Annotated in this window: 21 protein-coding genes; 9 read left to right on the top strand and 12 right to left on the bottom strand. The window is 44.2% G+C overall.

The window, feature by feature from the left end; all coding sequences use genetic code 11:
- Window positions 1–6: 6 nt before the first annotated feature.
- The 9 genes from OUY18_RS04385 to OUY18_RS13855 all read right to left on the bottom strand — a co-directional run bounded on the left by OUY18_RS04385 (window position 7) and on the right by OUY18_RS13855 (window position 7,539).
- Window positions 7–741, bottom strand: coding sequence for an ABC transporter ATP-binding protein (locus tag OUY18_RS04385; protein ID WP_268057506.1), 735 nt, complete (start codon window positions 739–741; stop codon window positions 7–9).
- Between the two features lie 10 nt (window positions 742–751).
- Window positions 752–1,537 carry an ABC transporter permease gene (locus OUY18_RS04380; protein WP_268057505.1) on the bottom strand — a complete coding sequence of 262 codons (786 nt, stop codon included), beginning with the start codon at window positions 1,535–1,537 and terminating at the stop codon, window positions 752–754.
- Between the two features lie 2 nt (window positions 1,538–1,539).
- A complete protein-coding gene (locus tag OUY18_RS04375; RefSeq protein WP_268057504.1) occupies window positions 1,540–2,727 on the bottom strand; it encodes a hypothetical protein in 1,188 nt (395 codons plus the stop codon).
- Window positions 2,728–2,736: 9 nt separating this feature from the next.
- Window positions 2,737–3,693, bottom strand: coding sequence for a glycosyltransferase (locus OUY18_RS04370; RefSeq protein WP_268057503.1), 957 nt, complete (start codon window positions 3,691–3,693; stop codon window positions 2,737–2,739).
- On the bottom strand, window positions 3,647–4,666 hold the full coding sequence (gene rfbB / locus OUY18_RS04365) for a dTDP-glucose 4,6-dehydratase (RefSeq protein ID WP_268057502.1): 1,020 nt from the start codon (window positions 4,664–4,666) through the stop codon (window positions 3,647–3,649). The genes OUY18_RS04370 and rfbB overlap by 47 nt, the downstream gene beginning before the upstream one ends.
- A complete protein-coding gene (gene rfbC / locus OUY18_RS04360) occupies window positions 4,663–5,226 on the bottom strand; it encodes a dTDP-4-dehydrorhamnose 3,5-epimerase (RefSeq protein ID WP_268057501.1) in 564 nt (187 codons plus the stop codon). The genes rfbB and rfbC overlap by 4 nt, the downstream gene beginning before the upstream one ends.
- 14 nt (window positions 5,227–5,240) lie before the next feature.
- The gene (rfbA, locus tag OUY18_RS04355; protein ID WP_268057500.1) at window positions 5,241–6,119 is read right to left on the bottom strand and encodes a glucose-1-phosphate thymidylyltransferase RfbA; all 879 of its coding nucleotides are present in this window, start codon (window positions 6,117–6,119) and stop codon (window positions 5,241–5,243) included.
- A gap of 55 nt (window positions 6,120–6,174) precedes the next feature.
- The gene (locus OUY18_RS04350; RefSeq protein ID WP_268057499.1) at window positions 6,175–7,290 is read right to left on the bottom strand and encodes a glycosyltransferase family 4 protein; all 1,116 of its coding nucleotides are present in this window, start codon (window positions 7,288–7,290) and stop codon (window positions 6,175–6,177) included.
- Window positions 7,291–7,359: 69 nt separating this feature from the next.
- On the bottom strand, window positions 7,360–7,539 hold the full coding sequence (locus tag OUY18_RS13855; RefSeq protein ID WP_419196114.1) for a sugar transferase: 180 nt from the start codon (window positions 7,537–7,539) through the stop codon (window positions 7,360–7,362).
- 933 nt (window positions 7,540–8,472) lie between these two features.
- On the opposite strand from OUY18_RS13855, the gene spoIIID reads away from it, so the two are divergent.
- The 4 genes from spoIIID (at window position 8,473) to OUY18_RS04320 (ending at window position 14,008) form a co-directional block, all read left to right on the top strand.
- Entirely contained in the window at window positions 8,473–8,721 is a 249-nt protein-coding gene (spoIIID, locus tag OUY18_RS04335) for a sporulation transcriptional regulator SpoIIID (RefSeq protein WP_268057497.1), read from the top strand.
- Window positions 8,722–8,954: 233 nt separating this feature from the next.
- On the top strand, window positions 8,955–10,457 hold the full coding sequence (locus tag OUY18_RS04330) for a spore germination protein (RefSeq protein ID WP_268057495.1): 1,503 nt from the start codon (window positions 8,955–8,957) through the stop codon (window positions 10,455–10,457).
- Window positions 10,454–11,590: a Ger(x)C family spore germination protein gene (locus tag OUY18_RS04325; RefSeq protein WP_268057494.1), complete on the top strand. Its 1,137-nt coding sequence runs from the start codon at window positions 10,454–10,456 to the stop codon at window positions 11,588–11,590. The genes OUY18_RS04330 and OUY18_RS04325 overlap by 4 nt, the downstream gene beginning before the upstream one ends.
- A 231-nt stretch (window positions 11,591–11,821) precedes the next feature.
- A complete protein-coding gene (locus OUY18_RS04320) occupies window positions 11,822–14,008 on the top strand; it encodes an endospore germination permease (protein WP_268057493.1) in 2,187 nt (728 codons plus the stop codon).
- Here the strand turns inward: OUY18_RS04320 and OUY18_RS04315 are convergent.
- Entirely contained in the window at window positions 14,005–15,039 is a 1,035-nt protein-coding gene (locus OUY18_RS04315; RefSeq protein ID WP_268057492.1) for a LacI family DNA-binding transcriptional regulator, read from the bottom strand. The genes OUY18_RS04320 and OUY18_RS04315 overlap by 4 nt on opposite strands.
- A gap of 203 nt (window positions 15,040–15,242) precedes the next feature.
- Here OUY18_RS04315 and OUY18_RS04310 point away from each other — a divergent pair, with 203 nt between their 5' ends.
- The 5 genes from OUY18_RS04310 to OUY18_RS04290 all read left to right on the top strand — a co-directional run bounded on the left by OUY18_RS04310 (window position 15,243) and on the right by OUY18_RS04290 (window position 22,341).
- Entirely contained in the window at window positions 15,243–16,490 is a 1,248-nt protein-coding gene (locus OUY18_RS04310; protein WP_268057491.1) for an extracellular solute-binding protein, read from the top strand.
- 67 nt (window positions 16,491–16,557) lie between these two features.
- A complete protein-coding gene (locus tag OUY18_RS04305; RefSeq protein WP_268057490.1) occupies window positions 16,558–17,445 on the top strand; it encodes a carbohydrate ABC transporter permease in 888 nt (295 codons plus the stop codon).
- A complete protein-coding gene (locus tag OUY18_RS04300; protein WP_268057489.1) occupies window positions 17,442–18,278 on the top strand; it encodes a sugar ABC transporter permease in 837 nt (278 codons plus the stop codon). Before OUY18_RS04305 ends, OUY18_RS04300 begins: the two co-directional genes overlap by 4 nt.
- Window positions 18,279–18,310: 32 nt before the next feature.
- Entirely contained in the window at window positions 18,311–20,029 is a 1,719-nt protein-coding gene (locus tag OUY18_RS04295; RefSeq protein ID WP_268057487.1) for a glycoside hydrolase family 13 protein, read from the top strand.
- 35 nt (window positions 20,030–20,064) lie between these two features.
- Window positions 20,065–22,341 carry an alpha-amylase family glycosyl hydrolase gene (locus OUY18_RS04290; protein ID WP_268057486.1) on the top strand — a complete coding sequence of 759 codons (2,277 nt, stop codon included), beginning with the start codon at window positions 20,065–20,067 and terminating at the stop codon, window positions 22,339–22,341.
- 210 nt (window positions 22,342–22,551) lie between these two features.
- Here OUY18_RS04290 and OUY18_RS04285 read toward each other — a convergent pair whose 3' ends face one another.
- Complete coding sequence (locus OUY18_RS04285; protein ID WP_268057485.1) at window positions 22,552–23,142, bottom strand: hypothetical protein; 591 nt, start codon at window positions 23,140–23,142, stop codon at window positions 22,552–22,554.
- 100 nt (window positions 23,143–23,242) lie between these two features.
- The gene (locus tag OUY18_RS04280; RefSeq protein ID WP_268057484.1) at window positions 23,243–23,764 is read right to left on the bottom strand and encodes a transcription repressor NadR; all 522 of its coding nucleotides are present in this window, start codon (window positions 23,762–23,764) and stop codon (window positions 23,243–23,245) included.
- Window positions 23,765–23,781: the final 17 nt, after the last annotated feature.

Genomic DNA, 23,781 nt, shown 5'->3' with positions numbered 1-23,781 from the left:
TTCATTTTATACCATACTCTTTATATATGCCTTTGTGACGTCTTTAGGATCACCATCCATAACAATACTTCCCCTTTCCATCCAGATACATCTATTACACATTTCTACCGCAGAATCCATTGCGTGAGTGACTAATACCATTATTTTAGAAATTTCGACCATCTCTTTCATTCTTTGGTTTGCTTTACTTAAAAATGCAGCATCTCCTGCAGCCACAACCTCATCTAATAAAAGTATATCCGGGTGAATTGCTGTTGAAATGGAAAAAGCAAGCCGAACAAACATACCCGATGAATAATACTTGACCGGCATATTTAAAAATTCTCCCAGTTCAGAAAACTCTGCAATCTCGCTCATTTTGGCCTTTATGCTGTCAGGAGTTTCACCCAGCATAAGTCCCCTCAAATAAATATTATCCCAACCATTGGACTCCATTTCAAAGCCTGTAGCAAGCTCAAACATACTGGAAATTCTTCCTTCAACTGTCAAACTTCCCGAAGTAGGCGGATAAATACCGGACACCATTTTTAAAAAAGTACTTTTCCCAGCACCGTTATGTCCAATAATTGCCAGCCGTTCTCCTTCATTAATGGTTAAATTCATATCACGAATGGCGTGTATCGTTCCATCTTTGTCAAAATCATTAAATTTTTTGCTTCCTGGAATTAAAATATTTTTAATCCTTTTTTCTCGCCATACTTTAAAAATCAGATTCACATCTTCTAATTTTATAATGCTCATTTCATACCTCTTATAGTTTAAACGCTATCCCTTTTTTTGTCTTCATAACCAGTTTTACACTTATAAAAAACAGAACCACCGTAATAGCAATTGCTATTACATAAACATCCCATGTAGGAAGTTCCCGTCCTAGCATAGGAGTCCTCACAACCTCTAAAATATAATAAATAGGATTTATCTGATATACAATGGCGAATCCTTTTGCCGCCAACATGGACGGCTCATAAATAATTGGGGTAACATAAAATAATCCTTGTAAAATTAAGCTTTGCAAGGGTTGATAATCTCTTGCATTTAAATTTAGTACTGCCGAAATATTAGCAAGAGAAACAGCAAATACAAACATAATAATAAGTCCAGGAAACATCATTAACATTTTAGGCCCAAATAATTGTGGCTGCAAAAACAGATAGACTGCAAAAAACGCTAAAATACTGTATAACAAATTTATGAAGCCCCCCATTACCACGCGTACAGGGAAAATCTGAGCATTGACTGTTGTCTGCTTTAAATAGCCCTCTGCTCCAATAAAGGACATCGTACCCCCATCTGCGGCTATGTTAATGAATAGCCACGGATTTAAGCCTGCAAAAAGAGCGGGAATAAATACCTTTGGATCGGCGCCAAAAATAATGGAATATACTGATCCTATAATTAAAACTAACCCTAGTGGGGTTAAAATCGCCCAAGCCACACCTAGCGCTGATCTTCTGTATTTCAACTGTAAATCTTTATTTACAAGGCTTAATAGAATATATCTATCCTGCCAAATGCCTTTAAAATAATCTTTTAGCAATATCAAAAACTCCCCATTCTATTGAAAAAATAATTTCTTAACCTTTTTATGGCTTTAAAAAACATTATTGGAATTGCGAAGATTCCATGTTTTTTCCACAAAAGAGAAGCTCTTTTTACATAAAAGAGGAAATACATATTTTTTAATTTAATTTTGGACTTGTTTATGAAAGGTGCATGAAAATACGTTAGTTCTGGAATATCTTCCAACAATTTTACTCCTACTTTGTCATAGGTGAATTTTTCTTGTAAGTCGTTATAGGCCGTCTCTGCGCACCGCTTTCTTAAGTCACAGTCAACTATCGTTTTCTTTAAAGTATTATACCAATCTTCAAATGTGTTTTCACACAAGAAGCCATTTTGGCCGTCTTGAATTACTAATGTATATGGCAAACTGTTTGTATACACACCAACGGCTCCAATTTTAGTGTATTCAATAAATTTATTATAGTATTTACACTGGTAAAATTCCGTTGTCCTCACAGGGGCCAATCCAATATCAAAGCGCTTTTGCAATAAAAATGAATAATAATCTTCATAATCTTCAAAGAACTTAATGTATTCTACATTTTCATATCCGGATAAGCCTGGATCGGCACCAATAAAGGTAAATGATACCAGTCCTTGAAACTCTTCACAAAGGCGTCTGACTACTGGAGTAATATATTCTCTTATTACAGGAGTATGATCTGAGGAGCCTGCATATAAAATACTAATCGTACCGTGTTCCTCGTATGAGAAATGTTCCAAGGGAACCGGAACCCTCTCCATAACCCACCTTTTATTCCCAAATCTGCTATATTTTTCGCCCAAATAGGGATTTACACACCAAAGCATATCACAAAAATTAATAATTTCACTCAAAGCCTGTTTTTGGCTTTCATCTGAAAAATAGTCTTTGCTGCCAACATCCTCAGGAACATTAAGTAAATCATCATCCAAAAAATAAATAACCAATCTTCCAGCCTGCTTTGCTGCTTTCGCAGCTTTCATTGAAACATATTCAAATCCACGTACGCAAATAAAAATGTCACACCAAGCAATATCTACCTTCTTAATATGCTTTGTCTGTAAAAAGTGCACATCACATTTCCCCTGCTCCTGCAAAGGCTTCAGGGGCTCCAGCACCCCTAATCTTACAGAAGCAATTAAGGCAGGACATTCTACTAAAATTCTTGTTTGTCTTTCCAATTGATCCACCTATAAATTATACTTTCCAAAAAGATATAGCACTTTAAAAGCAATTGTCTCCAAACCAGTTTGTCGATAAGTCCTACACTTTAACACATAAAAGAATCTACTGATAAAACTTTTTTGGTAAATAAAATAACGGTCTACTTCTTCCTTGTTCTCCTGCTTAATCTTTGACTGGTAGCAATTAAAAAAAGCTTGTAATTGTATGGAAATTGCATTGGCTTGGTCACTACGAATTCGTTTAATGCGATGAAGGAAGTTCTTTCGTTTATTGAGTTCATATCCTACAGCATTATCTCCGTGTTGACGGTGCAAAACCGTGAATTGATTAGTAAATACAACTTTTCCAATTCCGGATGCAACTAAATAAATCCACCAATCCATAACAAGAATATTTTTTGTATAATTCTCAATTAATTGTTGCATTAGCGCGAGATTAAATACCTGTGTATGTCCTGGGGTAACGTTTTGAACCATTGCATTAAAGAAGCCAACACCCTTTTTAGGTATTAACGTACTTCCTAAAGGCTTCAAATCTTTTGTAACCACCTGAGAACAAGAAGCAAACAATAGTGGCAAATTGGAATCATACTGTTCTAATTTATCGAGAGCAATTTTAAACTTGCAAGGTAACCATACATCATCCTGATCACTTAGCGCGAAATAGTCACAAGTTTTATCACTTAAGCGAAAGAGTTCAAACATACTTCTATTTACGCCCAAATTCTGGCCTTTAACTATCTCAAACCCACAATTTTGATGATATTCATCTAAAATATCGGGTGTGCTGTCTGTAGAACCATCATCCCTTATTAACACCTTAATGTTTTCAAAGCCCTCAAGCTTAAGGTAACTATCCAATTGTTCTCGCAAATACTTCTCTCCATTATATGTTGAAAGAAGTATCTGAATCTTCCTATCTGTTTCCATACATTTTTTCGTAATAATTCTGGTATTCTCCATTAATGATATGCTCCCACCACGATTTGTTATCGAGATACCATTTTACTGTCTTCTTAATGCCATCGTCAAATTTAGTTGTCGGTAGCCAGCCAAGCTCACTATGAATCTTTGTCGGATCAATCGCATAGCGGCGGTCGTGACCCGGGCGATCTGTAACATAATGAATTAAGCTTGCCGGCTTATCCAGTTCATGAAGAATTGTTTTTACAACCTCTAAATTGGTACGTTCGTTATGTCCGCCGATATTATAGATTTCACCTATTCGACCCTCATGAATAATCAGGTCAATAGCAGAACAGTGATCCTCAACATACAGCCAGTCGCGAACATTCTCTCCCTTTCCGTAAACCGGAAGAGGTTTGTCATTCAGCGCATTCGCTATCATAAGCGGAATGAGTTTTTCGGGAAAATGATAGGGTCCGTAATTGTTGGAACAACGGGAAATCGTTACTGGAAGCTGGAATGTGCGATAATAAGCCTGCACAAGCAAATCAGCCGAAGCCTTGGACGCAGAATATGGGCTGGAAGTATGAATCGGCGTTTCTTCCATGAAGAACAGGTCTGTTCTGTCCAATGGCAGATCACCATACACCTCATCGGTGGAAACTTGATGATATCGCTTAATTCCATATTTCCTGCAAGCATCCAGAAGTACACCTGTCCCCATAATATTAGTCTGCAGGAACAACCCCGGATTCACGATAGAGCGGTCAACATGACTTTCCGCAGCAAAGTTTACAATTATATCAGGTGTTTCTTTTTCAAATAGAGCATAAACCGCATTACGGTCTGAAATGTCGCCCTTCACAAAAGTAAAGTTGGAATTTTCCATCACATCTGCTAGCGTTTCCATGTTGCCCGCATAAGTGAGAGAATCCAAGCAAATGATTTGATCCTCTTTATATTTATTCAACATGTAGTGCACAAAATTTCCACCGATAAATCCGGCACCACCCGTTACGATTATTTTCATGTCTTCACCTCATATACAAAGTCAACATCGCTTTCGCACAGCCTGGGTGCTTTTGCATCCTTATCTGATACAATCGGGTTCTGAATTCCCCAATTCACACCGATTTCCGGGTCGTTCCATATGATATTCCGATCAGTTGCGGGTATGTAAAGATTATCTTCCTTATACAAAAATTCAACATCATCCGTCAGCGTTAGAAAGCCATGCGCAAAGCCACGAGGAATGAGCAGTTGGCGCTTATTTTCAGCGGAAAGTTCCACGGCAGCCCATTTTTTATAAGTAGGAGAGCCCTTTCTCAAATCCACAGCAACATCGAGGACAGAGCCTCTTCCGCAGCGTACAAGTTTCGCCTGCGCCGCATCTCCCTTTTGAAAGTGCAGCCCACGGAGCGTTCCCTTCGTCGCAGAATATGACTGGTTGTCCTGTACAAAATTGTAATACAGACCGGCTTTCTCCATGTTCTTAGTAGACCATGTTTCCATAAACCAGCCTCTTTTGTCACCAAAAACCTGTGGTTCCAATATGTAAACATCAAAAACATTCGTTTTAATAACATTCATTCTAAGTTTCTCCCTTAATATAAAATTTTCCCTTCTGCGACACGTCTCAAATGTGTACCATATGCTGATTTTCCATATTTTGTTGCGGATTCTAACAGTTTGTCTTTATTGATCCAGCCATTACGGTAGGCAATCTCTTCAACAGCGGAAATTATAATTCCCTGTCTTGTTTCAAGTACTTTTACAAACTCTCCTGCATCGGTTAAAGCATCGATGGTTCCAGTATCGAGCCATGCGAATCCGCGGCCTAGTGTGACCACATTAAGATTGTTATGTTCGAGATAGACTTTATTCAAATCAGTAATTTCAAGTTCTCCTCGTTCAGAGGGTTGTAAGCTTTTTGCATACTCACACACCTTATTATCATAAAAATAAAGACCTGTAACAGCATAGTTTGATTTTGGATGTGCAGGTTTTTCTTCTAAAGAAACCACTCTGCCTTTTTTGTCAAACTCTACTATTCCAAATCGTTCAGGATCCTCAACATAGTAGCCAAAAACAGTGGCGCCATCTTCATGCCGTACCGCTTCCTGCAAATGCTTGACAAACCCGCTACCATAGAAAATATTGTCCCCCAGCACCATGGCGCAACTATCTCCGTTAATAAACTCCTCGCCTAAAATGAACGCTTGGGCCAATCCATCGGGCGATGGCTGTACCTTATATGACAAATGTATCCCGAAATTTGAGCCGTCACCTAAAAGGCGCTCAAAATTCGGCAAATCATTTGGTGTGGAAATTATTAAAATATCTTGAATTCCGGCAAGCATTAATGTCGAAAGCGGATAGTAAATCATTGGTTTATCATAAACTGGCAGTAGTTGTTTCGAAGTTACCATTGTAAGCGGATAAAGTCTTGTTCCGCTTCCTCCAGCCAGAATAATTCCTTTCATCGTTCATACCTCTATCCTATAAATATTTTGAAGCAATGTATGGTTTGCTACACAATCAGCCTTTATCAAGTTCATAGCAATTCATAATTTTTGTAAAGATATTCTGAATATGGAATTGCTCTACCTGTTCTCTTCCTTTATTACCTAACATCTTTGCTTTTTCCGAATCATTCACCAAATCAATTATCCTATCTTCCAGTTCGTCATGACTTTTTAGGTCAAACAGCAATCCCGTCTTTCCTTCTTCCACCAATTCCCGATGTCCTTTAATATCACTGGCAATCACTGGCAGACCGCAGGCCATTGCTTCCATCACATTAAAAGGCAGGCCTTCAATTCGGCTTGTTGTAACACAGACGTTACAGGCAGAATATAATTTCCTCATATCTTCCACATATCCTAAAAATAGAATTTGCTTTTCTACATGTAAGCCCTTGGTAAGTAATTTACATTCTTCCAGTAAAGCCCCATCTCCTGCAAGCAACAGTTTTGCATTCGGTATTTGTTCCCGTACATTTGCAAAAGCATGAATCAACAGGCTTTGGTTTTTCCGTTTTGAAAACTCTGCCGCATAAACAAAAAGAAAATCTTCCTCAGCAAACCCCTTTTCTCTGCGGGCAGAGATACGCTCCTCTTGCAAAACAGGCTTGAATTTGGAAAGATCAATTCCCATACCATTAATATAATACAGCTTGTCCCGATACAACTTATGTTTTTCCGCAATATCGTAATCTTCATGGTTCATAACCATCAACACATTAGTCACATGTGCACAAATTTTCTCAGGCAAGAGATAAATCCATTTTTTAATGCCGTCATTTTCATTGAAAAGATAGCCATGAACGGTGCAAAACACCTTCGGCTTTCTATGTATGAGCATAATCGCCGCGCGAATGACAGCACTGGCGAGTGTGGTATGGGTGCTGATTATATCAAAGTTTTGATCTTTTAAAAGCTTTTTAGCTGCAAAGATTGCTTTCACATTTTGAAAGCTCATCAATTTTTTGCTCAGCGGCAATGCTACAACATGATCAGCGTATAGAATCGATTCGCTCTTATTCGCGGCAACCCAGACTTCATACCCTTGCTCATGGAACGCTTTTAGATACGGCAAATGAAAATTATTTATGTGGGATATCGTAGAAGCACAAAATAATATTTTCTTCCCCATTACATTTCCTCACTATAGTTCATAAATCCCTTGAAAACTGTCATAAATAAAGTCTCTATGTAGTAAATATCACTTAATCCGCTCCTCAATGGAAGTATCCCCACGCCAGCCATTCACCTGTGCCCAGCCGGTAATACCGGGGCGAACCAAATATTTAATCACATAGAGGGGTATTTCCTCTTTAAACTTGTCCACAAAGAACAGGCGCTCCGGAGGCGGGCCGACAAGGCTCATATCACCTTTCAGCACATTAAAAGCTGTGGCTCAATGCTGCATTTGCGGATGAATGTGCCAAGCTTCGTGCGCCGGTCATCATTTTTGTTCCCCAGGTTGTCATATCTGAGCCGTCATTATCCATTTTCACGGATCGTAACATGTTTCAGATTATAGCCCTTGGCTCTCAAATGCCTCAACAGCTTGTGAAGTGCAATACGGCATAAAGAAGTCAGCACGGAATTCAAAATTCCGAACAGTAGAAGGACCATTCTGGAAACGTGAACTTCTTTCAAAAAGAAAAGAAACACGAAAACAAAATAACACCTATGAAATTCGCTTGAATTACCTTGCCAATCTCTGAGAGCAATGTTTTGTGACGAAAAGAATCATGCAATTCGAAATATTTATATAATAAAAAGCAGACTGGAATGACAAAGATTATCAGCTTCAAATATGTAGTTGAAGCCAATATCCTTAAATTATAAAAATGAAGGATGAATGCCAATACCATTGATGCAAAGCAAATACAGGCATCTAAAACAGCAAGCACCACATTCGGTATTCTTGGTTTTCTTTTATCATTTTTATCCCCAAATTATGTTAACACATTTTTTATATTATACAATATTCGAGAATTATTAACAAGGCAAATCCGTAATTTCATGTAAAATATGAGAATATAATCCCACCTTGTAGCTGACCAACATTTTCGATCAAACGTATTTCCCTACTTCATACCTTCATATAGTTCGGAACGAAATTTTATCTGATATTTTCAGCACCTTGTGAAAATCCAAAAAGCGTCCTCCAACCTTTGCAATATTCCTTCGCTCTTTGGATATTCGGCGCACAACGCATGCTTTCCCAGATATTCCTCCCGGGATTGCCTTCGAAAACGCGGGATGAGTACTAATTTCCTCCTTCCCAGCATAACTATTATCAATTGGAAGTTGGGGAGGAAGAAACGTGAAAGGCATTGTTGAGGAGCGCGCCGTTGAGCTCGGCGAGTACATAATCAAAAATAAAACGACCGTGCGCGGCGCAGCGAAAAAATTTGGTGTCAGCAAAAGCACCGTACATAAGGATGTGGCGCAGCGTTTAAAATACGTCGACCCTCAGCTATACAAACAGGTAAAGCAGGTGCTTGATATTAATAAGGCGCAGCGCCATATAAGAGGCGGAATGGCCACAAGACTGAAATATAAAAAAACATAAGGAGTTCCGTGCAATACTGCACCCCCATTTGTTCGCAGCATGATTTGCTGAAACAAACGGGGGCTTTTTTATGATGAAAGGGAAAATTGATAGGAAATATACGGGCAAGTCTAAGCGGATGGTCGTGGAGGCAATCCGTTTTGCGTCCTTAATTTTCCTCATGTATACGCATAATTTTAGCATCGTGTCAAATATTAACAGATGTAAAAACTTATCGTTCAGAAGGTGAAATCATGGCAAACAACGAGAACACAAACGAAGCAAAGGAACAAATTAAGTTCACAAAAAAGATTCAGGAAAATATCGAGCAAATACAAAAGGAATTTGAAAACGATGAAACGCTGGTTTTACGAAAGCTGAAAAACCCCGCCGTCGGCGAGTGCTGTATTATTTATATAGACGGCATGGTAAATAACAAGTTAGTAAACGAAGACGTTATCCGGCCCTTATTGGAATTTCACCCGGAGAGTAAAGAATCCGTTACCCTTGACGTAATCCAGAATCAGGTAATGCTGTCCGACAGTGTGGAGCGGACTTCCGAGCACGAAGAACTCATTCAGGCAATTGTTTACGGCGATACCATTTTGCTGATGGACGGCTATGATGAGGCATTAATACTGAATACAAAGGGCTGGACAACCCGTTCTGTCTCCGAGCCGGAAAATGAAAAAGTCCTGCGCGGCCCGCGCGAAGGTTTTACGGAATCGATCATGACCAATCTTTCAATGGTCCGGCGCAGAATCCGTACATCCGACCTGAAAATAGAATTCGAAACATTCGGTACAAGAACCAATACCAAGGCCTGCATCTGCTATTTGGACTCCATTGTAAATAAAGGCGTGCTGGAAGAACTAAAAAAAAGGATCCATACGTTTTCGATCGACAGCACTTTGGACGCGAATTACGTCAGTGAATTCATAAAGGATTCGCCGTACTCCCCCTTTAAGACAATCGGTATTTCTGAAAAGCCGGACGCTGTTGCGGGAAAGCTGCTGGAAGGCAGGGTCGCCCTTTTTCTTGACGGTTCCCCCAACGTGATTACTGTTCCTTATCTGTTTACAGAAAACTTTCAAAGTGACGAGGATTATTATCTGAACTATTATTTTGCTTCGATAAACCGTATCCTGCGTTATATCGCCTTTCTATTTTCCACAAGTGTCCCTGCAATTTATGTCGCCCTCACAACGTTCCATCAGGAAATGCTTCCTCTTGCTTTAACAATAAGTATTTCGAAAGCCCGGCAGGGCGTGCCGTTTCCTACGGCGATCGAAATGATCATGATGCTGATCGTTTTTGAAATGCTGCGCGAATCCGGCGCGAGAATGCCGGGTTCAATGGGACAGGCGCTCAGCATTGTGGGCGCATTGGTAATGGGGCAGGCCGCCGTCTCCGCTAAAATCGTCAGCGCGCCTATGATTATTATCGTTGCAGTCACCGGAATCTGCGGCGTTATGCTCCCGCGCGTAAAAGGCGCAACCATTCTTCTTCGTTTTCTGTTCCTTGCGATGGCCTCTTTTTTCGGTTTGTACGGTTACATGTTTGGCGCGCTTGCATTAATGATCCATCTTTACGGCATGAGTTCCTTCGGCGTATCAATTATGAACAGTACCTATACAACCTCGCTTCAGGATAAAAAAGACATTATGATCAGAGCCCCCTGGTGGTTCATGAAAAAGCGGCCGAAGTATCTTTCCCAAAATGCTACAAGGCAGGAATCGACAAGGAGCACTAAATGAAAACAGCAAAACGTTTTTGTATCCTCATTCTGGTTATGAATATGATGTTTTTAAGCGGCTGCTGGAATTACCATGAGCTGGAAGATATGTCTCTTGTGACCGGAGTCGCCATTGATAAAGGAATAAAAGGGTGTCCTTACCATCTTACCTTCGAATTTATTGATTTAACCGGCGATAAAATAGGGTCCAAGCTTGTTGAGTCCGACGGAAATACCATTTATGACTGCGTCCGGAATATAGCCAACAAAGCAGAAAAAAAATTAAACTTCAGTGAGTGTAAAGTGATCATCATCAGCCAGGACTCGGCTTCTCAGGGGATCGCTCCCCTAATGGACTGGTTTATCCGTGACCATGAGCCCCGCATAAATGTAAATTTAATTGTTTCAAAAGAAAAAACAGCCAATGAAATTTTGCAGCAAAAACCGGTAACGGATGAGCTGATCTCCCTGGAGATCTGGAAAACGCTGCAGCGCAACGTTACAAGTTTGGGGAAGTCTCCCAATGTAGAATTATACCAGGCTATTAACATGCTTTCCGACAATGGAACCGCACTGGTTCTTCCCACTATTAAGATCGATAAGCTTCCTACTTCCACTACATTGGCTCTGGATGGCAGCGCTGTTTTTAAAGGAGATAAACTAATTGGTTATCTGGACGGTGAAGAAACCAAATATCTGCTGCTCATCAAAAATCAAAATCATGGAGGTCTTCTAATCGTTAATACCGATACCGGAAAAGTCACCCTTGAAATAATAGACAGCTCTACAAAATTAACCCCAAAAGTTGAGAGTAATCAACCTTCGATGGAAATTGAGATCAAAACGCGTGCCATACTGTCCGAAGATGAGGCTTTAACCGATCATGACTCTTCCAACGGAATTAAAGAAGTCCAAAAGAATGCGGAAGATACCCTGAAAAACAACGTCACCGATTTGATCAAAACCGTTCAAAGTCAAACAGACAGCGACATTTTTGGATTCGGAAGCCTATATTATCAAAACAATCCGGAGTTTTGGAAACAGGAAAAGCTGAAATGGAAAGATGATTTTCGCAAGCTGAAATGCATCGTAAATGTAAAGGTAAAAATTGAGAATACCGAAGTTATAAAACAAAAAGTCAAAGTTGGTGGTTAAATGAATTCATTTCTTATTTTTATCATTTTATATGCAATTATGATTTGCTTTGATTTGATTCCCGCCTTTAAAAAGAAAGAAAAGAAAGTTCTGTTTTTTTCAATTCCCGTCTATATTCTGACATTTACATTCGATGTAATGTACTCCTTCGGTTCAAATCAGATGAATCCGAACCAGGTTATTATAGACTTTATTGGCTCTATTTTTCATATAAAATCATGAGGTATCACTATGACAAAACAAAGCATTACAGAAAAGTATCTTCGGTGCCTTCTGATTGTATTTTGGTGCGGAAGTATGGTAATAACCAGTGGCAGTTCATCCGTCAAGCAGGATTACTGGATCTCCATGCTGATTGCAGGCGTAATGATTCTCCCTCTCTACTGGGTCTTAGCCCGGATTCTGAGCCTTTATCCCGATGAAATCTTTTTTGATGTGTTAATTAAGATATTCGGCAAAATAATCGGAAAGATTTTTTGTTTTCTGTATGTTTTTTTTGCGATTCATATCGCTGCGATTCTGATGTATATTTTTTCTTCGTTTATCCGTATGTTAAACATGCCGGAAACACCGGAAATTGCAACGGTCGCACTCATCTCACTTGTTTCGATTCTATCTGTTCAACACGGTGCGGAGAATATTTCCAGAGTATCGAGAGTCGCCTGGTTGGTGCTTCTTATAACCATTCTCTTTTCATTTATTATTGGACTCAAGGAAATGAATTTTAATAACTTAAAACCCATTCTGGGCACGGATTTAAAAACAGTGCTCGGAGGATCGGTTACCTTTTGTCTTCTGCCGCTCGGCGAAGTTGTGCTTTGCCTTCCATTTTTTGCATTTTTAAAACCAAATGCAAAGCCGAACAAAGTCCTGCTAGAAGGTTCTGTTCTTTTCCTCCTATTGATTATCATCGTAAATATCCGAAATCTCGCAATTCTGGGATTTCCTTGCGTTTCCATGTTTTCCTTTCCCTCTTATCAGGCTGCGAGCCTACTTTCCGTCGGAGAGTTTTTTACCCGGTTTGAAGTAATCATCGGCCTCAACCTGCTGCTGGCAGGGTTCGTTAAAATCTGCGTTTGTCTGTACACCGCTTCCGCCGGTTTGGCCAAAATTATGAATCTCACGGATTACAAACCGCTGGTGATTCCTTTAGAGCTGATTACAATCACCTTTTCCGTGATGACACAGTCGAATGTGCAGGAGCTGTTCCGATTTCTCAGCATTTTTCCGTATTATGTTTTTCCCTTGGAAGTAATCTTCCCCATTATCATTCTGATCGGGGCGGAAATCCAGACGAGGGCATCGAAAAAGCGCGGCGCTGATAAAGCACCCCAATTCGCTTGCCCAATCAATAGTCCCTCCAATAATAAAATGCCTCAGCAGACAAATCAAACGGAAAACTCGTCCAACAATACGGCCCAGCAGGCAAATCAGGAAGGAAGCTTGAACAATATGCCTGAACAAGCCGATCAATCGAAAAGCTCTTCCAGTAACGAAACACCTCAGCAGGAGAAGCAAACGGATAGTCCGTCCGTTAATCAATTGCTTGAGCAGGTGAATCAGATGGAAAACGCATCCGATAGCAAAATGCCTGAACAAGCCGATCAAGCGGGAAAACCTTCCGACAGTAAAACGTCCCAGCCGAAAAACCAAATGGAAAGCTCCTCCGGTGAGAAGATGCCCAAACCAGCGCACTTAAAGAAAGACTCCTCCGACGGTAATACGCCCCAACCGGCAAAGCAAATGGGAAACTCCTCCGGCAAGAATATGCCTGAACCAGAGCACTTAAAGAAAGACTCTTCCGACAACAAAACGCCCCAACCGGCAAAGCAAACGGGAAATTCCTCCGGTGAGAATATGCCCCAACCGGCGCATTTAAAGAAAGAATCCTCCAACGGCACAACGTCCCAATCGGCAAACCAGACGGGAAGTTCTTCCGGCGAGAATTTGCCCCAACCGGCGCACTTAAAGAAAGATTCTTCCGACGGCAAAACGCCTCAATCGGCAGAGCAAACGGAAAGTTCCTCCGGCGAGAATTTGCCCGAACCGGAGCACTTAAAAAAAGATTCTTCCGACGGCAAAACGTCCCGACCGGCAGAGCAAACTGAAAGCTCTTCCGGCGAGAATATAACCCAACCGACGCACTTAAAAAAAGATTCTTCCGACGGCAAAACGTCCCAATCTGCAGAGCAAACGGGAAACTCCTCCGGCAAGAATATGTCCGAACCGGCCCACTTAAAGAAAGATTCTTCCGACGGCAAAACACCCCAATCGCCAAAGCAGGCGGGAAGCTCTTCCGGCAAGAACATGACCCAACCGGTGCACTTAAAAAAGAGTCCTCCGACAGCAAAACGCCCTAGTCGGCAGAGCAAACGGAAGGCTCCTCCGGCGGGAATATCCCCGAACCGGCACACTTAACTTTCAAGCTCCGATTTTGTACTTTTCACCGTGGAACCGCGTACAATCAGTACGGGCAGAGTGGTATAAGACTGTACCTGTAAAGAAGGATTTTTCAATTTCCGCAGGAGCATGATGCCGGCCTGCATCCCCATATCGTAAACATCAATATTAACGACCGTCAATGCAGGTTCCATGATCCGCGAATACGGATAATCATCAAACGAAATTACGGCAATATCGTCCGGAATCGCCAGCGCCTGCTCGTGAATGGCCCGAACGGTCCCCAGCGCAACCGTGTTATTGGCGCAGATAATCGCCTCCGGGCGGTTTTCCCGGATAAGCTGCTTTGCAACGGTTTGAGCATCCTCGATCGTTAGCACCCCCTGCCGGATATTTTCCGGCAAAATCGCCGAGCCGAATTCTTCCGCGGCTTTTTGCGCGCCCTGAAGGCGATGCAGGGAAATCCGGTCATCTTCCCCGCCGCCGATATACGCGATGCGGCGGCAGCCCACATGAAACAGATGCTTTGCGGCGATTGACCCGGAGAGGTTGTTATTCGTATCAATCCAGCACAGCTCGCTTTCAAAGTCCGGTTTGCCGATAACGATGTGCGGAAAATTGCCGTCGGCAAGGAGCCGGGGAATTTTTTTAGAAACGGCGGAAACGTGAAGCACGATTCCGTCCGTATTTTTTTGTTCAATCAGCGACTCGACCAGACGGGCTTCGTCCTGTTCCTTTGCAAGGTTAATAAAGGTCAGGCTGTATCCCTTGTTGCTCAGCGCGTTTTCCACGCCGCACATAATTTCAAACAGATGCGGGTTGTTAAATGCGGCATTTCTTTCTGCTCTGGCAACAAAGGTAATGCTGCAAGTCTTCTGCCGGGCAAAATTTTTGGCGCGCATGTTCGGATGGTAGTGCAGGCGCTCCATAGCGTCCTGCACTTTCCGGGTCGTTGCCTCCGAAATAAGCGGGGAATTATTCAATACTTTGGAAACCGTGGAAACGGAAACACCCGCTTCCCGTGCGACGTCACGGATGCTGACAGCCATTGCATACACCTCAAATTTTCTAAATCATCTGCCTTATATTACACCGGTTTCATAAAAAAATCAATAGTTATCCACATAAAATCATTGACTATTTAATAATAACTACATATAATAGAGCTGAAATAGGAAATAAAGATTAAAATAATTTAATATTATATTATAACGGTTTCATTATTAAAATTTACATATGGGAGGTTTTTCTTTTGAAAAAAGTATTTGCATTTTTCATGTCCGTTCTCTTCATGCTCGGAGCCCTTACCGGCTGTCAGCAAAGCAGCGGGGCGAGCCCTTCCGCAAACCCATCCGGCGCGAGCACAAGCAACGCCGAAAAAAAGGAGCCGGTGAGCCTCACGATCTGGTATGAAAATGATCAGAAGATTGGCGACGCGCTGCAGCAGCAGCTTGACAAGCTGCCGGACGTAAAGGTCAAGGTACAGCGCAAGGACAAAATGACGGACGCGCTGAAACTCGTTGGAAACGACCCGCAGAGCGCGCCGGATCTGTTCTTTTTCGCTCATGACAAGACTGGATTGTATGCCGAAATGGGCATCCTTGCCCCTATAACCGATTTTATTTCCCAGGACGCATTCTCCGATTTCATCCCCATGACCTTGAAGGCCGGTACATATAAGGATACGCTGTATCAGCTTCCCATCTATTTTGAAACGCAGATGTTCATGTACAACAAAAAGCTGATGAGCACCCCGCCCAAGACGACGGACGACTTACTTAAATTTGCGCAGAAAAATACAAAAAACGGGGCATACGGCTTTGTTGAGCAGCACAGCACCGCATATTACGCGGTAAGCTGGATGCATGCTTTCGGCGGCTATATTATCGACAAGGACGCGCAGCCGGGGCTGAATTTGCAGGGTACTGTTGATTCTTTAAAATACCATAAACCATTTATCAAGTATCAGCCGGCGGACGGCGATTATAACACCATGACGGCCCTGTTCAAAGAGGGCAAAGCCGCTTCTACGATCAATCTGCCGAATCTGGCGGTCGATGCGAAGCAGTCCGGTATTGACGTCGGTTTCGCGCCGCTTCCGGTTGTGAATGCAACGGGCAAGCCGCTTTCTCCCTACGCGGGTGTTCAGGGCGTCTACGTGCTGAAATCATCCGAAAGCGGCAAAAAAGACGCGATCGCCGCCGTCCTTCAGGAACTGGCAAAGCCCGAAGCCGGAATCGCCCTGTCGAAAATCACGAATGACGCCCCGGCAAACAACAAGGCGTATGCGGATTCCTTCGTTTCCTCCAACGAAATCGTCATGAACCTGAAAGGCTCCGCCGACGCGGTCGTTCCCATGCCGAACGTCCCGGCCATGGACGTTATGTGGTCCGTTACGGAAAATATGCTTTCCGCTGTGAACAAAAAAGACGGCGACCCGAAAGCGGAAGCCGAAAAGGCACAAAAAACCGCGCTTACACAGATCGCAGACATGAAGTAATCCCGCTGTGGGGCGATGCGCTGGCAGCATCGCCCCTTTTCAAAAAATGCAAGAATCGAGGTACATTGTGAAACAGAATAAACTCCGTCCTTATTTGTACCTGACGCCATCGCTGATTGTGATTGGGCTTATCGTCGTGTTCCCCATTTTGTATACCGGCTATATTTCCTTCACAAATATGAATATCTATCACTGGTTTAATCCCAGGTTCATTGGATTCGACAACTACGCGAAAGCCTTTTTCGTGTTTGACTCGGGCTTTCTGTCCGCTTTGCTCCGAACCGTGCTGTGGACCTTTCTGAACATGGTCCTTCAGATGGCGGTCGCTTATCTGATTGCCGTCCTGCTCAACACGGAGGGGCTGCGCGCGCATAAGGTCTATAAAACGATTTTGATGTTCCCTTGGGCGATGCCCGGCTATGTGTCTATTTTACTTTGGAAAATGGGTATGTTCAACAACGAATACGGGCTGCTGAACCAGTGGCTCCGAAAGCTCGGCTTAAACGGGGTGCGATGGCTGGACGGGAACGTATCCGCCTTTCTCTCCTGCACGCTGGTCAACCTTTGGCTGGCGCTTCCGTTTATGATCATGATCATTGACGGCGCGCTGCAAAGCATCGACAAAGCCTATTACGAAAGCGCGACGCTCGACGGCGCGGGGTTCTTTGTAAAGCTGCGGAACATCACCGTTCCGCTGGTGCGCCCGATTATCGCGCCCGCGGTTGTAATAACCGTCTTTACTACCTTCAAACAATTCGACATTGTCTATCTGCTTACGCAGCAGCAAGGCTCGAAAACCGGCGCCGATATTCATACCGTTATTACCTATACCTATGAAAAAGCGTTTGTTACAAATAACTATGGGTACAGCTCCGCCATTTCGATGATCATCTTTTTGCTTCTTATTTTCTTTTCCCTGTATACGAATAAAGAGTTAAGGGAGGGCAACCGGTGAATTACAGAAAAAAAATCAGCCTCGTATTCCTCAACCTGTTTTTTATCCTGATCTGCCTGCTTTGCCTGATCCCCATCCTCTATGCGCTGGGCGTTTCCCTGAACAGCCGCAACGACCTGCTCAGTTCCAGCTTTTCGTTCATTCCGAAGGACTTCACCTTCCAGAACTACCGGGCTGTATTATTTGAGAAGCCGTTTTTGCTCTGGTTGAAAAACAGCCTGATTCTTTCGTTCTCCACCGTAGTTATCGCCATTGCTGTGGCGGTTCCGGGCGCGTACGCGCTTTCCCGGAAGCGTTTTCCGGGCAGGAAACCGATTTTGAATCTTTTGATTCTCCTGAACGCGTTTCCCTCCATCCTTTCCATGTTCGCCGTTTACCGGATTTTAAAACCGATGGGTCTGGTAAACAATTTCACCGGTTTGGTTCTTATTTATATTGGCACAATGGCGATTTTCGGCCTTTGGAATATGAAAGGCTACTTCGATACGATCCCGCTGGAAATCGAAGAGGCCGGAAAGATCGACGGCGCGGACGATTTCCGGCTGATCCGGGATATTGTTCTGCCGCTTGCCCGCCCTTCCATCATTGTAACGGCGGTCATGATCTTGATTTACGTATGGAATGAGTATATTTTCGCGGTTACCTTCATCACCGGTTCGGAAAAATACACGCTGGCGGCCGGGCTGTACGCCCTACAGGCGACGGATTACACCCGCAATTGGCCCATCTTCTCCGCGGCGTCGCTGCTTGTGTCGATTCCGGTGCTGATCATCTTCTTCTGTGTCCAGCGGTATATGACCTCCGGCCTTACCGCGGGCGGTGTGAAGGGATAAATTGTTTAATAAAATCATGGAGGTTTCCAAATATGAAATGCGAGGCAATTCTCCACATTCCTCTTTCCAATTACGCATACGGTGTGGACGAAACCCACGTTGTTTTTCGTCTTCGGACTGCCCGGGGAGACATAAAAACCTGTACTCTGCACTACGGCGACCGTTCCTGTAGAAGGACCCCGGTTATTTTTTCAGCGGCGCCTATGCGGATAATGGCAAGCGACGACCTGTTCGATTATTATGAAATCAAACTCAACAGTCCTTATACCCGGATTTGTTATTATTTTGAGATCAGCGACGGGAAAAACACCTGCCTGTATTATGCCGAAGCCTTTCATTCGGAGCTGACGGACGAACGCTCCGAATACTACCAGTTCCCTTTCAACCGCAGGGAGGATATTGCGCGTGTACCGGCCTGGGTAAACGACGCGGTTGTCTATAACATTTTTCCCGACAGCTTCGCAACCGGGCGGCGATTTATCTCCCGAAAGGGTACGCAATGCCTTTTTGACGGGCAAGTTACGGCCGGAAAGAACGGCGGGACCATCCGGGGCATCATCGAAAATCTGGATTACATAATGGATTTGGGCGCAAACTGCATTTACCTGAACCCCATTTTCGTGGCGGGAGAATACCACAAATACGACCTGCTGGACTATTTTCATATTGACCCCTGCTTCGGCACGGACGAAGATTTCCGGGAATTGGTGGAAACGTGTCACCGGAACCGCATAAAGGTGATTATCGACGGCGTTTTTAATCACTGCGGATGGAACTTCTTTGCATTCGACGACATCATAAAGAACGGCGAGAAGTCGAAATACAAAGACTGGTTTTACGGTCTGACTTTTCCGGTAATTCGTCCCGACAACATGGAGGACTATCCGAATTATGCGTGCTTTGGCTATGAGCGAAAAATGCCGAAAATGAACACGGCAAACCTGGAAGTCATCGACTTTTTCCGGAAGGTTTGCCGCTACTGGCTTGAAAAATTCGATATCGACGGCTGGCGGCTTGACGCGGCGAACGAAATCAATTTCGATTTTTGGCGGATCTTCCGCAAGACTGCAAAATCCATTAAACCGGACTGCCTGCTTATCGGCGAGGTTTGGGAATCCGCTTACCCGTGGCTTCGCGGCGATCAGTTTGACTCCTCTATGAACTACGATCTGCGCAAGAATTGCCGGGATTTTTTTGCGGCCGGAAAGATCGATGCCCAAGGCTTTGAAGGCAGAGTGACCCAAATGCTCATTCGGTATCCGGAGCAGATGCTCTGCGCGCAGTTGAACGTCCTTGATACGCACGACGTCCCGCGCTTTCTGACCCTTTGCAGGGGAGACTTCCTGAAATTCCGCCTGGCGGTCGTATTCCAAATGACGTTTATCGGCATTCCGTCCGTATTTTACGGCGACGAGCAGGGCCTTCAAGGAAGGATGGAGGACGAATATCGCCAGGTGATGCAATGGGAAAATAAAACCATTTTTGACTTTTATAAAAAATTAATCGGGCTGCGCCGTTCCAATATTGCTTTGGAACAGGGCGATTTTCGCACGATAAGCGCGGAAAAAGGAGCCCGTCTGTATGTCTTTGAGCGCAGATACAAAAAACAGTCTGTTCTCGTCGCTTTGAATGCCGGCAAACGAAAAGAGGTGATTTCTTTTTTAAGCGAAGATTATAAATGTGTTTTACAGGAGGGGGTGAACGGAAAGGAAATCCATCCTTGGGGATTCGGTATTTTTGAAAAGCGCTGATGTGAAAAAAGTTATTGAAAATTGGAGGGAATTTTATGTGTAAAAAATCCAAACAGCTGAAATCGGTTTTTACCTGCATGATACTTTCCCTTGCCATTGTTTTTTCAACATCGTTTACCGGCATCGGCACAACAGCCTGGGCTGCCACAGCAGCGGCTGCTTCCGATTCGCCGGTAACATCCAAAGACGTCGTTTATCAGATTATCACGGACCGGTTCTATGACGGTGATCCGTCAAACAATGTTCCAAGCGGATTTGACCGTTCGCTTTTCGACGGCACGGGACAGCAGTACAGGCTGTACCAAGGCGGCGACTGGCAGGGAATCATCGACAAAATTCCCTACCTGAAAGCGATGGGCATTACTGCGGTATGGATTTCCGCCCCGTACGAAAACAGGGATACGGAAATTGATGATTACAATGCAGACGGCAGCATGGACAAATGGACCAGCTATCACGGCTACCATGTAAGAAACTATTTTGCCACCAACAAGCATTTTGGAACCTTTAAGCAGTTTCAGTCCCTTCGGGACGCACTGCACGAAAACGGGATAAAGCTTGTCATCGACTTTGTTACAAACCATACCAGCCGTTCCCACAATCCCACGCGGAATTACGCCAACGAAGACGGCAAATTGTATGAACCGGACAAAAAGCCGGACGGTTCCTATGCGATAAATGCCGACGGGGAGCCCTACGATTACAATGGCGACGGCAAAGTTGAAAATCTTCTTGCGGACCCGAACAACGACGCAAACGGTTGGTTCCACCAGTTCGGGGACAGGGGCGGCGATAATTCCGTATGGGGCTACCGCAACAAAGACCTTGGCTCGCTCGCCGATTTTTCACATGAAAACGCAAATGTTGTCAGTTACCTCGAAAGCGCTGTGAAATACTGGAACGGTCAGGGAATCAACGGCCTTCGCTACGACGCGACGCTGCATGAAAACCCTGCCTTTGTAAAGGGGCTGATGGACTCCGTAAACAAACAATCCACAGTCACCCAGTTCGGAGAATTCTTCATTGGACGCCCCTCGGATAAATATTCCGAATTTTGCAGCTTCCCAAAGCGCACGGGCGTTAACAACCTCGACTTTGAGTATTATCGTGCCAACTCCACCTGCTTCGGGGATTTTTCAACGACCATGCGCGATTTTGCAAATATGCTCGCCTATACGCAAAAAGATTACCAATATCCCAATCAGACGGTAACGTTTATCGATAATCATGACGTTCCCCGTTTTGGATATCAGCAGCAAAATCAAAAGCCGTTCAACGCCTCGCTGGCGGTACTTCTCACCTCAAGGGGAATCCCCAATATTTATTACGGAACCGAACAATATGTAAACCCCGGAACAAACGATAACAGCATCGGCAGAATCTTTATGCAAAAGCAGTCCGGCTTCAACCAAAACACAACCGCTTATAAGCTGATTCGGAAGCTATCCGATTTAAGGCAAACGAACGATGCGCTTGCCTACGGCGAAACATCCGTGCTTTACAGTGATGATAATGTCATGGTCTTTGAGCGCAAATTTTACAACAATGTTGTTGTCGTGGCCGTGAACCGCCAGCCGGACAAATCGTATACCGTTCCCAGTGTCAGCGTCAGCCTGCCGAACGGGGCGTATTCCGACTATCTCGGTTCCATGCTTTTCGGCGACTCCGCAACCGTATCAAACGGTAAAATCAGCCCAATTGCCCTGTCGGGCGGTGAGGTCGATGTTTGGTCTTATACCTCTGCCGACTCCGCAGCCCCCGAGATTGGCGATATTCTGTCTGCACAGGGCAGCGCGGGAGCGACCGTTTATATCTATGGCAAAAACTTCGGCACCGCACCGACTGTTAAATTCGGAAACACGCAGGCCACGGTCCTCTCGTCCTCTTCTACCATGATCAAAACGACCGTCCCCCTCGGCGCCGCTTCCGGGGATAACGCCGTTACGGTTACGAACAACGGCGCAGCAAGCAACGGGATTCTCTACAATGTGCTGTCCGGCGACCAAAATCAGGTCATTTTCCATGTGAAAGCCTCCACGAATTACGGCGAAAACATTTATGTTGTCGGCAGCATTCCCGAACTGGGCTTCTGGGACACAAACAAATGCACGGAAGCCATGATGTGCCCGAACTATCCGGAATGGTATTTACCCGTAAGTGTTCCGGCAAATACTGCATTTACATTTAAATTCATTAAAAAGGATGCAAACGGCAATGTTACATGGGAGAGTTCGAATAACCGTACAGTAACATCTTCATCCAGTCCGACCGGAGTACTGGATACGCCGGTTTATACTTGGAATGTAAATTAATTTGCCAACCCCCTCTATATTCCTCATGCAGACAGGCTGCCCTGAAAATAGAGTTTCAGGGCAGCCTGTCTTTACAGCTTAACGCAACTCGGCTGGCGCCGCTCGAATGACGACGCCGGTCTCCTTAAAATTGAATTTCCTGCTTCGGGGCCTTCATACAATTGGAGGCTGTTCATCGGCGGACCGAAGCAGAAGGGAGCTAAAACACGCTTATTTAACGGCAACTTCCTTTTTCAGGACTTCTTTTGCGTTAACAGGAATCTGAATGACCCGGCTCAGCGGCTTCCAGACAAAAATGGAAATTCCGAAATCAATCATGCTATGTATAAGCGTTCCTAATCCAACAAGCAGAAGGACACTGGTAAAGTAACCGTGTGCATAATAGCTTGTCGGCATATGGTTTCCAAAATAGAAAAGGGTAACCACCGTAATTTCACTGACGGCATGGATAGCCGAAAGCAGCAAGCCGAAACCAGCGGATTTGGCAAAGGAAGAAAGTAGGCTGGTGTTCTTCTTTAAAAGCAGTGCGCCGATGAGTGCGAACAGCACATGGCTTAAAGCGCGAAGGACAACCACAATCGGAAAGCCGGCAAAGAAAAAGCCGAGCGTTGTTCCCACCGACACCGCCAGCGCAACGGGCGGCGAAATAAACAGAGCGATAAAAATCGGAACGTGGCTCGCCAGTGTAAAGGAAGCCGGTTCCAAAATAATCTTCGGCGCAAACATCGGAATGACAATCCCAATTGCGCAAAGCAGCGCTGCAATGACCATGCTGATTAATTTTGTTTCTTTTTCTCTCATGTACATCCCTCTTTACAATATTAAACAATAAGTACGTTTACATATGTCTTGACACCTGTTGTTTGTATTGTAAAGGAAAAAACACGATTTGTCAAGGTTTTTATTTCTCGAACAGGATTCCGTCTTTTCGTAATTCGTTAAGAACCCGTTCGTACGCTTCCTCGGACGGACAGGACAGGGTGTGCAGATGCACTCCGCCGGTCAGATCGCACAGAGGAAGCGCTTTTTCCTTTTCCAGCTTTTCCATAAAACAGTCCGCGTCATAACGGGAAAAGATATGAAGCTGACCCGATATTTGCCCGTATACCGCATGCTCCACGATCACGTCAATCAGTCCGCAGCCGTTGTCCACAATCACATAAAGCTCGCGCGCCAGATTATCCCGCCCGTGCCGGCACGCAATGGTTTTTACCAGCCGGCCTGTCTGGGCGGCGGCGTCCGTTAAAATATATCCCCGGGGCGTCGCGGCAATGGCATGATTCGCCGCCCGGAGCAGCGCGATATCCCCCACGATAATTTGACGGCTGACTTTAAACCGGCCCGCAATCGTACTCGCGCTGACCGGCTGCGTGCTGTCCTGTAAAATGCCGAGTATTTCCTCACGCCTTTGCGCGGCTTCCATGAATCATCCCGCCTTTT

The organism is Caproiciproducens galactitolivorans (genome assembly GCF_026672255.1).
Taxonomy (GTDB): domain Bacteria; phylum Bacillota; class Clostridia; order Oscillospirales; family Acutalibacteraceae; genus Caproiciproducens; species Caproiciproducens galactitolivorans_A.
Note: the sequence above shows the minus strand (reverse complement) of the source record. Positions and strands in the feature narration are given on the sequence as shown.

What these genes read in the sequence shown, in the direction of transcription:
- rfbC (WP_268057501.1), bottom strand. Translation starts at nt 5,226, where the DNA reads ATGAATGTTATTAAAACGAATGTTTTTGATGTTTACATATTGGAACCA.
- OUY18_RS04330 (WP_268057495.1), top strand. Translation starts at nt 8,955, where the DNA reads ATGGCAAACAACGAGAACACAAACGAAGCAAAGGAACAAATTAAGTTC.
- OUY18_RS04350 (WP_268057499.1), bottom strand. Translation starts at nt 7,290, where the DNA reads ATGGGGAAGAAAATATTATTTTGTGCTTCTACGATATCCCACATAAAT.
- rfbB (WP_268057502.1), bottom strand. Translation starts at nt 4,666, where the DNA reads ATGAAAATAATCGTAACGGGTGGTGCCGGATTTATCGGTGGAAATTTT.
- OUY18_RS04295 (WP_268057487.1), top strand. Translation starts at nt 18,311, where the DNA reads ATGAAATGCGAGGCAATTCTCCACATTCCTCTTTCCAATTACGCATAC.
- OUY18_RS04280 (WP_268057484.1), bottom strand. Translation starts at nt 23,764, where the DNA reads ATGGAAGCCGCGCAAAGGCGTGAGGAAATACTCGGCATTTTACAGGAC.
- OUY18_RS04370 (WP_268057503.1), bottom strand. Translation starts at nt 3,693, where the DNA reads ATGGAGAATACCAGAATTATTACGAAAAAATGTATGGAAACAGATAGG.
- OUY18_RS04285 (WP_268057485.1), bottom strand. Translation starts at nt 23,142, where the DNA reads ATGAGAGAAAAAGAAACAAAATTAATCAGCATGGTCATTGCAGCGCTG.
- OUY18_RS04315 (WP_268057492.1), bottom strand. Translation starts at nt 15,039, where the DNA reads ATGGCTGTCAGCATCCGTGACGTCGCACGGGAAGCGGGTGTTTCCGTT.
- OUY18_RS04290 (WP_268057486.1), top strand. Translation starts at nt 20,065, where the DNA reads ATGTGTAAAAAATCCAAACAGCTGAAATCGGTTTTTACCTGCATGATA.
- rfbA (WP_268057500.1), bottom strand. Translation starts at nt 6,119, where the DNA reads ATGAAAGGAATTATTCTGGCTGGAGGAAGCGGAACAAGACTTTATCCG.
- OUY18_RS04385 (WP_268057506.1), bottom strand. Translation starts at nt 741, where the DNA reads ATGAGCATTATAAAATTAGAAGATGTGAATCTGATTTTTAAAGTATGG.
- OUY18_RS04325 (WP_268057494.1), top strand. Translation starts at nt 10,454, where the DNA reads ATGAAAACAGCAAAACGTTTTTGTATCCTCATTCTGGTTATGAATATG.
- OUY18_RS04320 (WP_268057493.1), top strand. Translation starts at nt 11,822, where the DNA reads ATGACAAAACAAAGCATTACAGAAAAGTATCTTCGGTGCCTTCTGATT.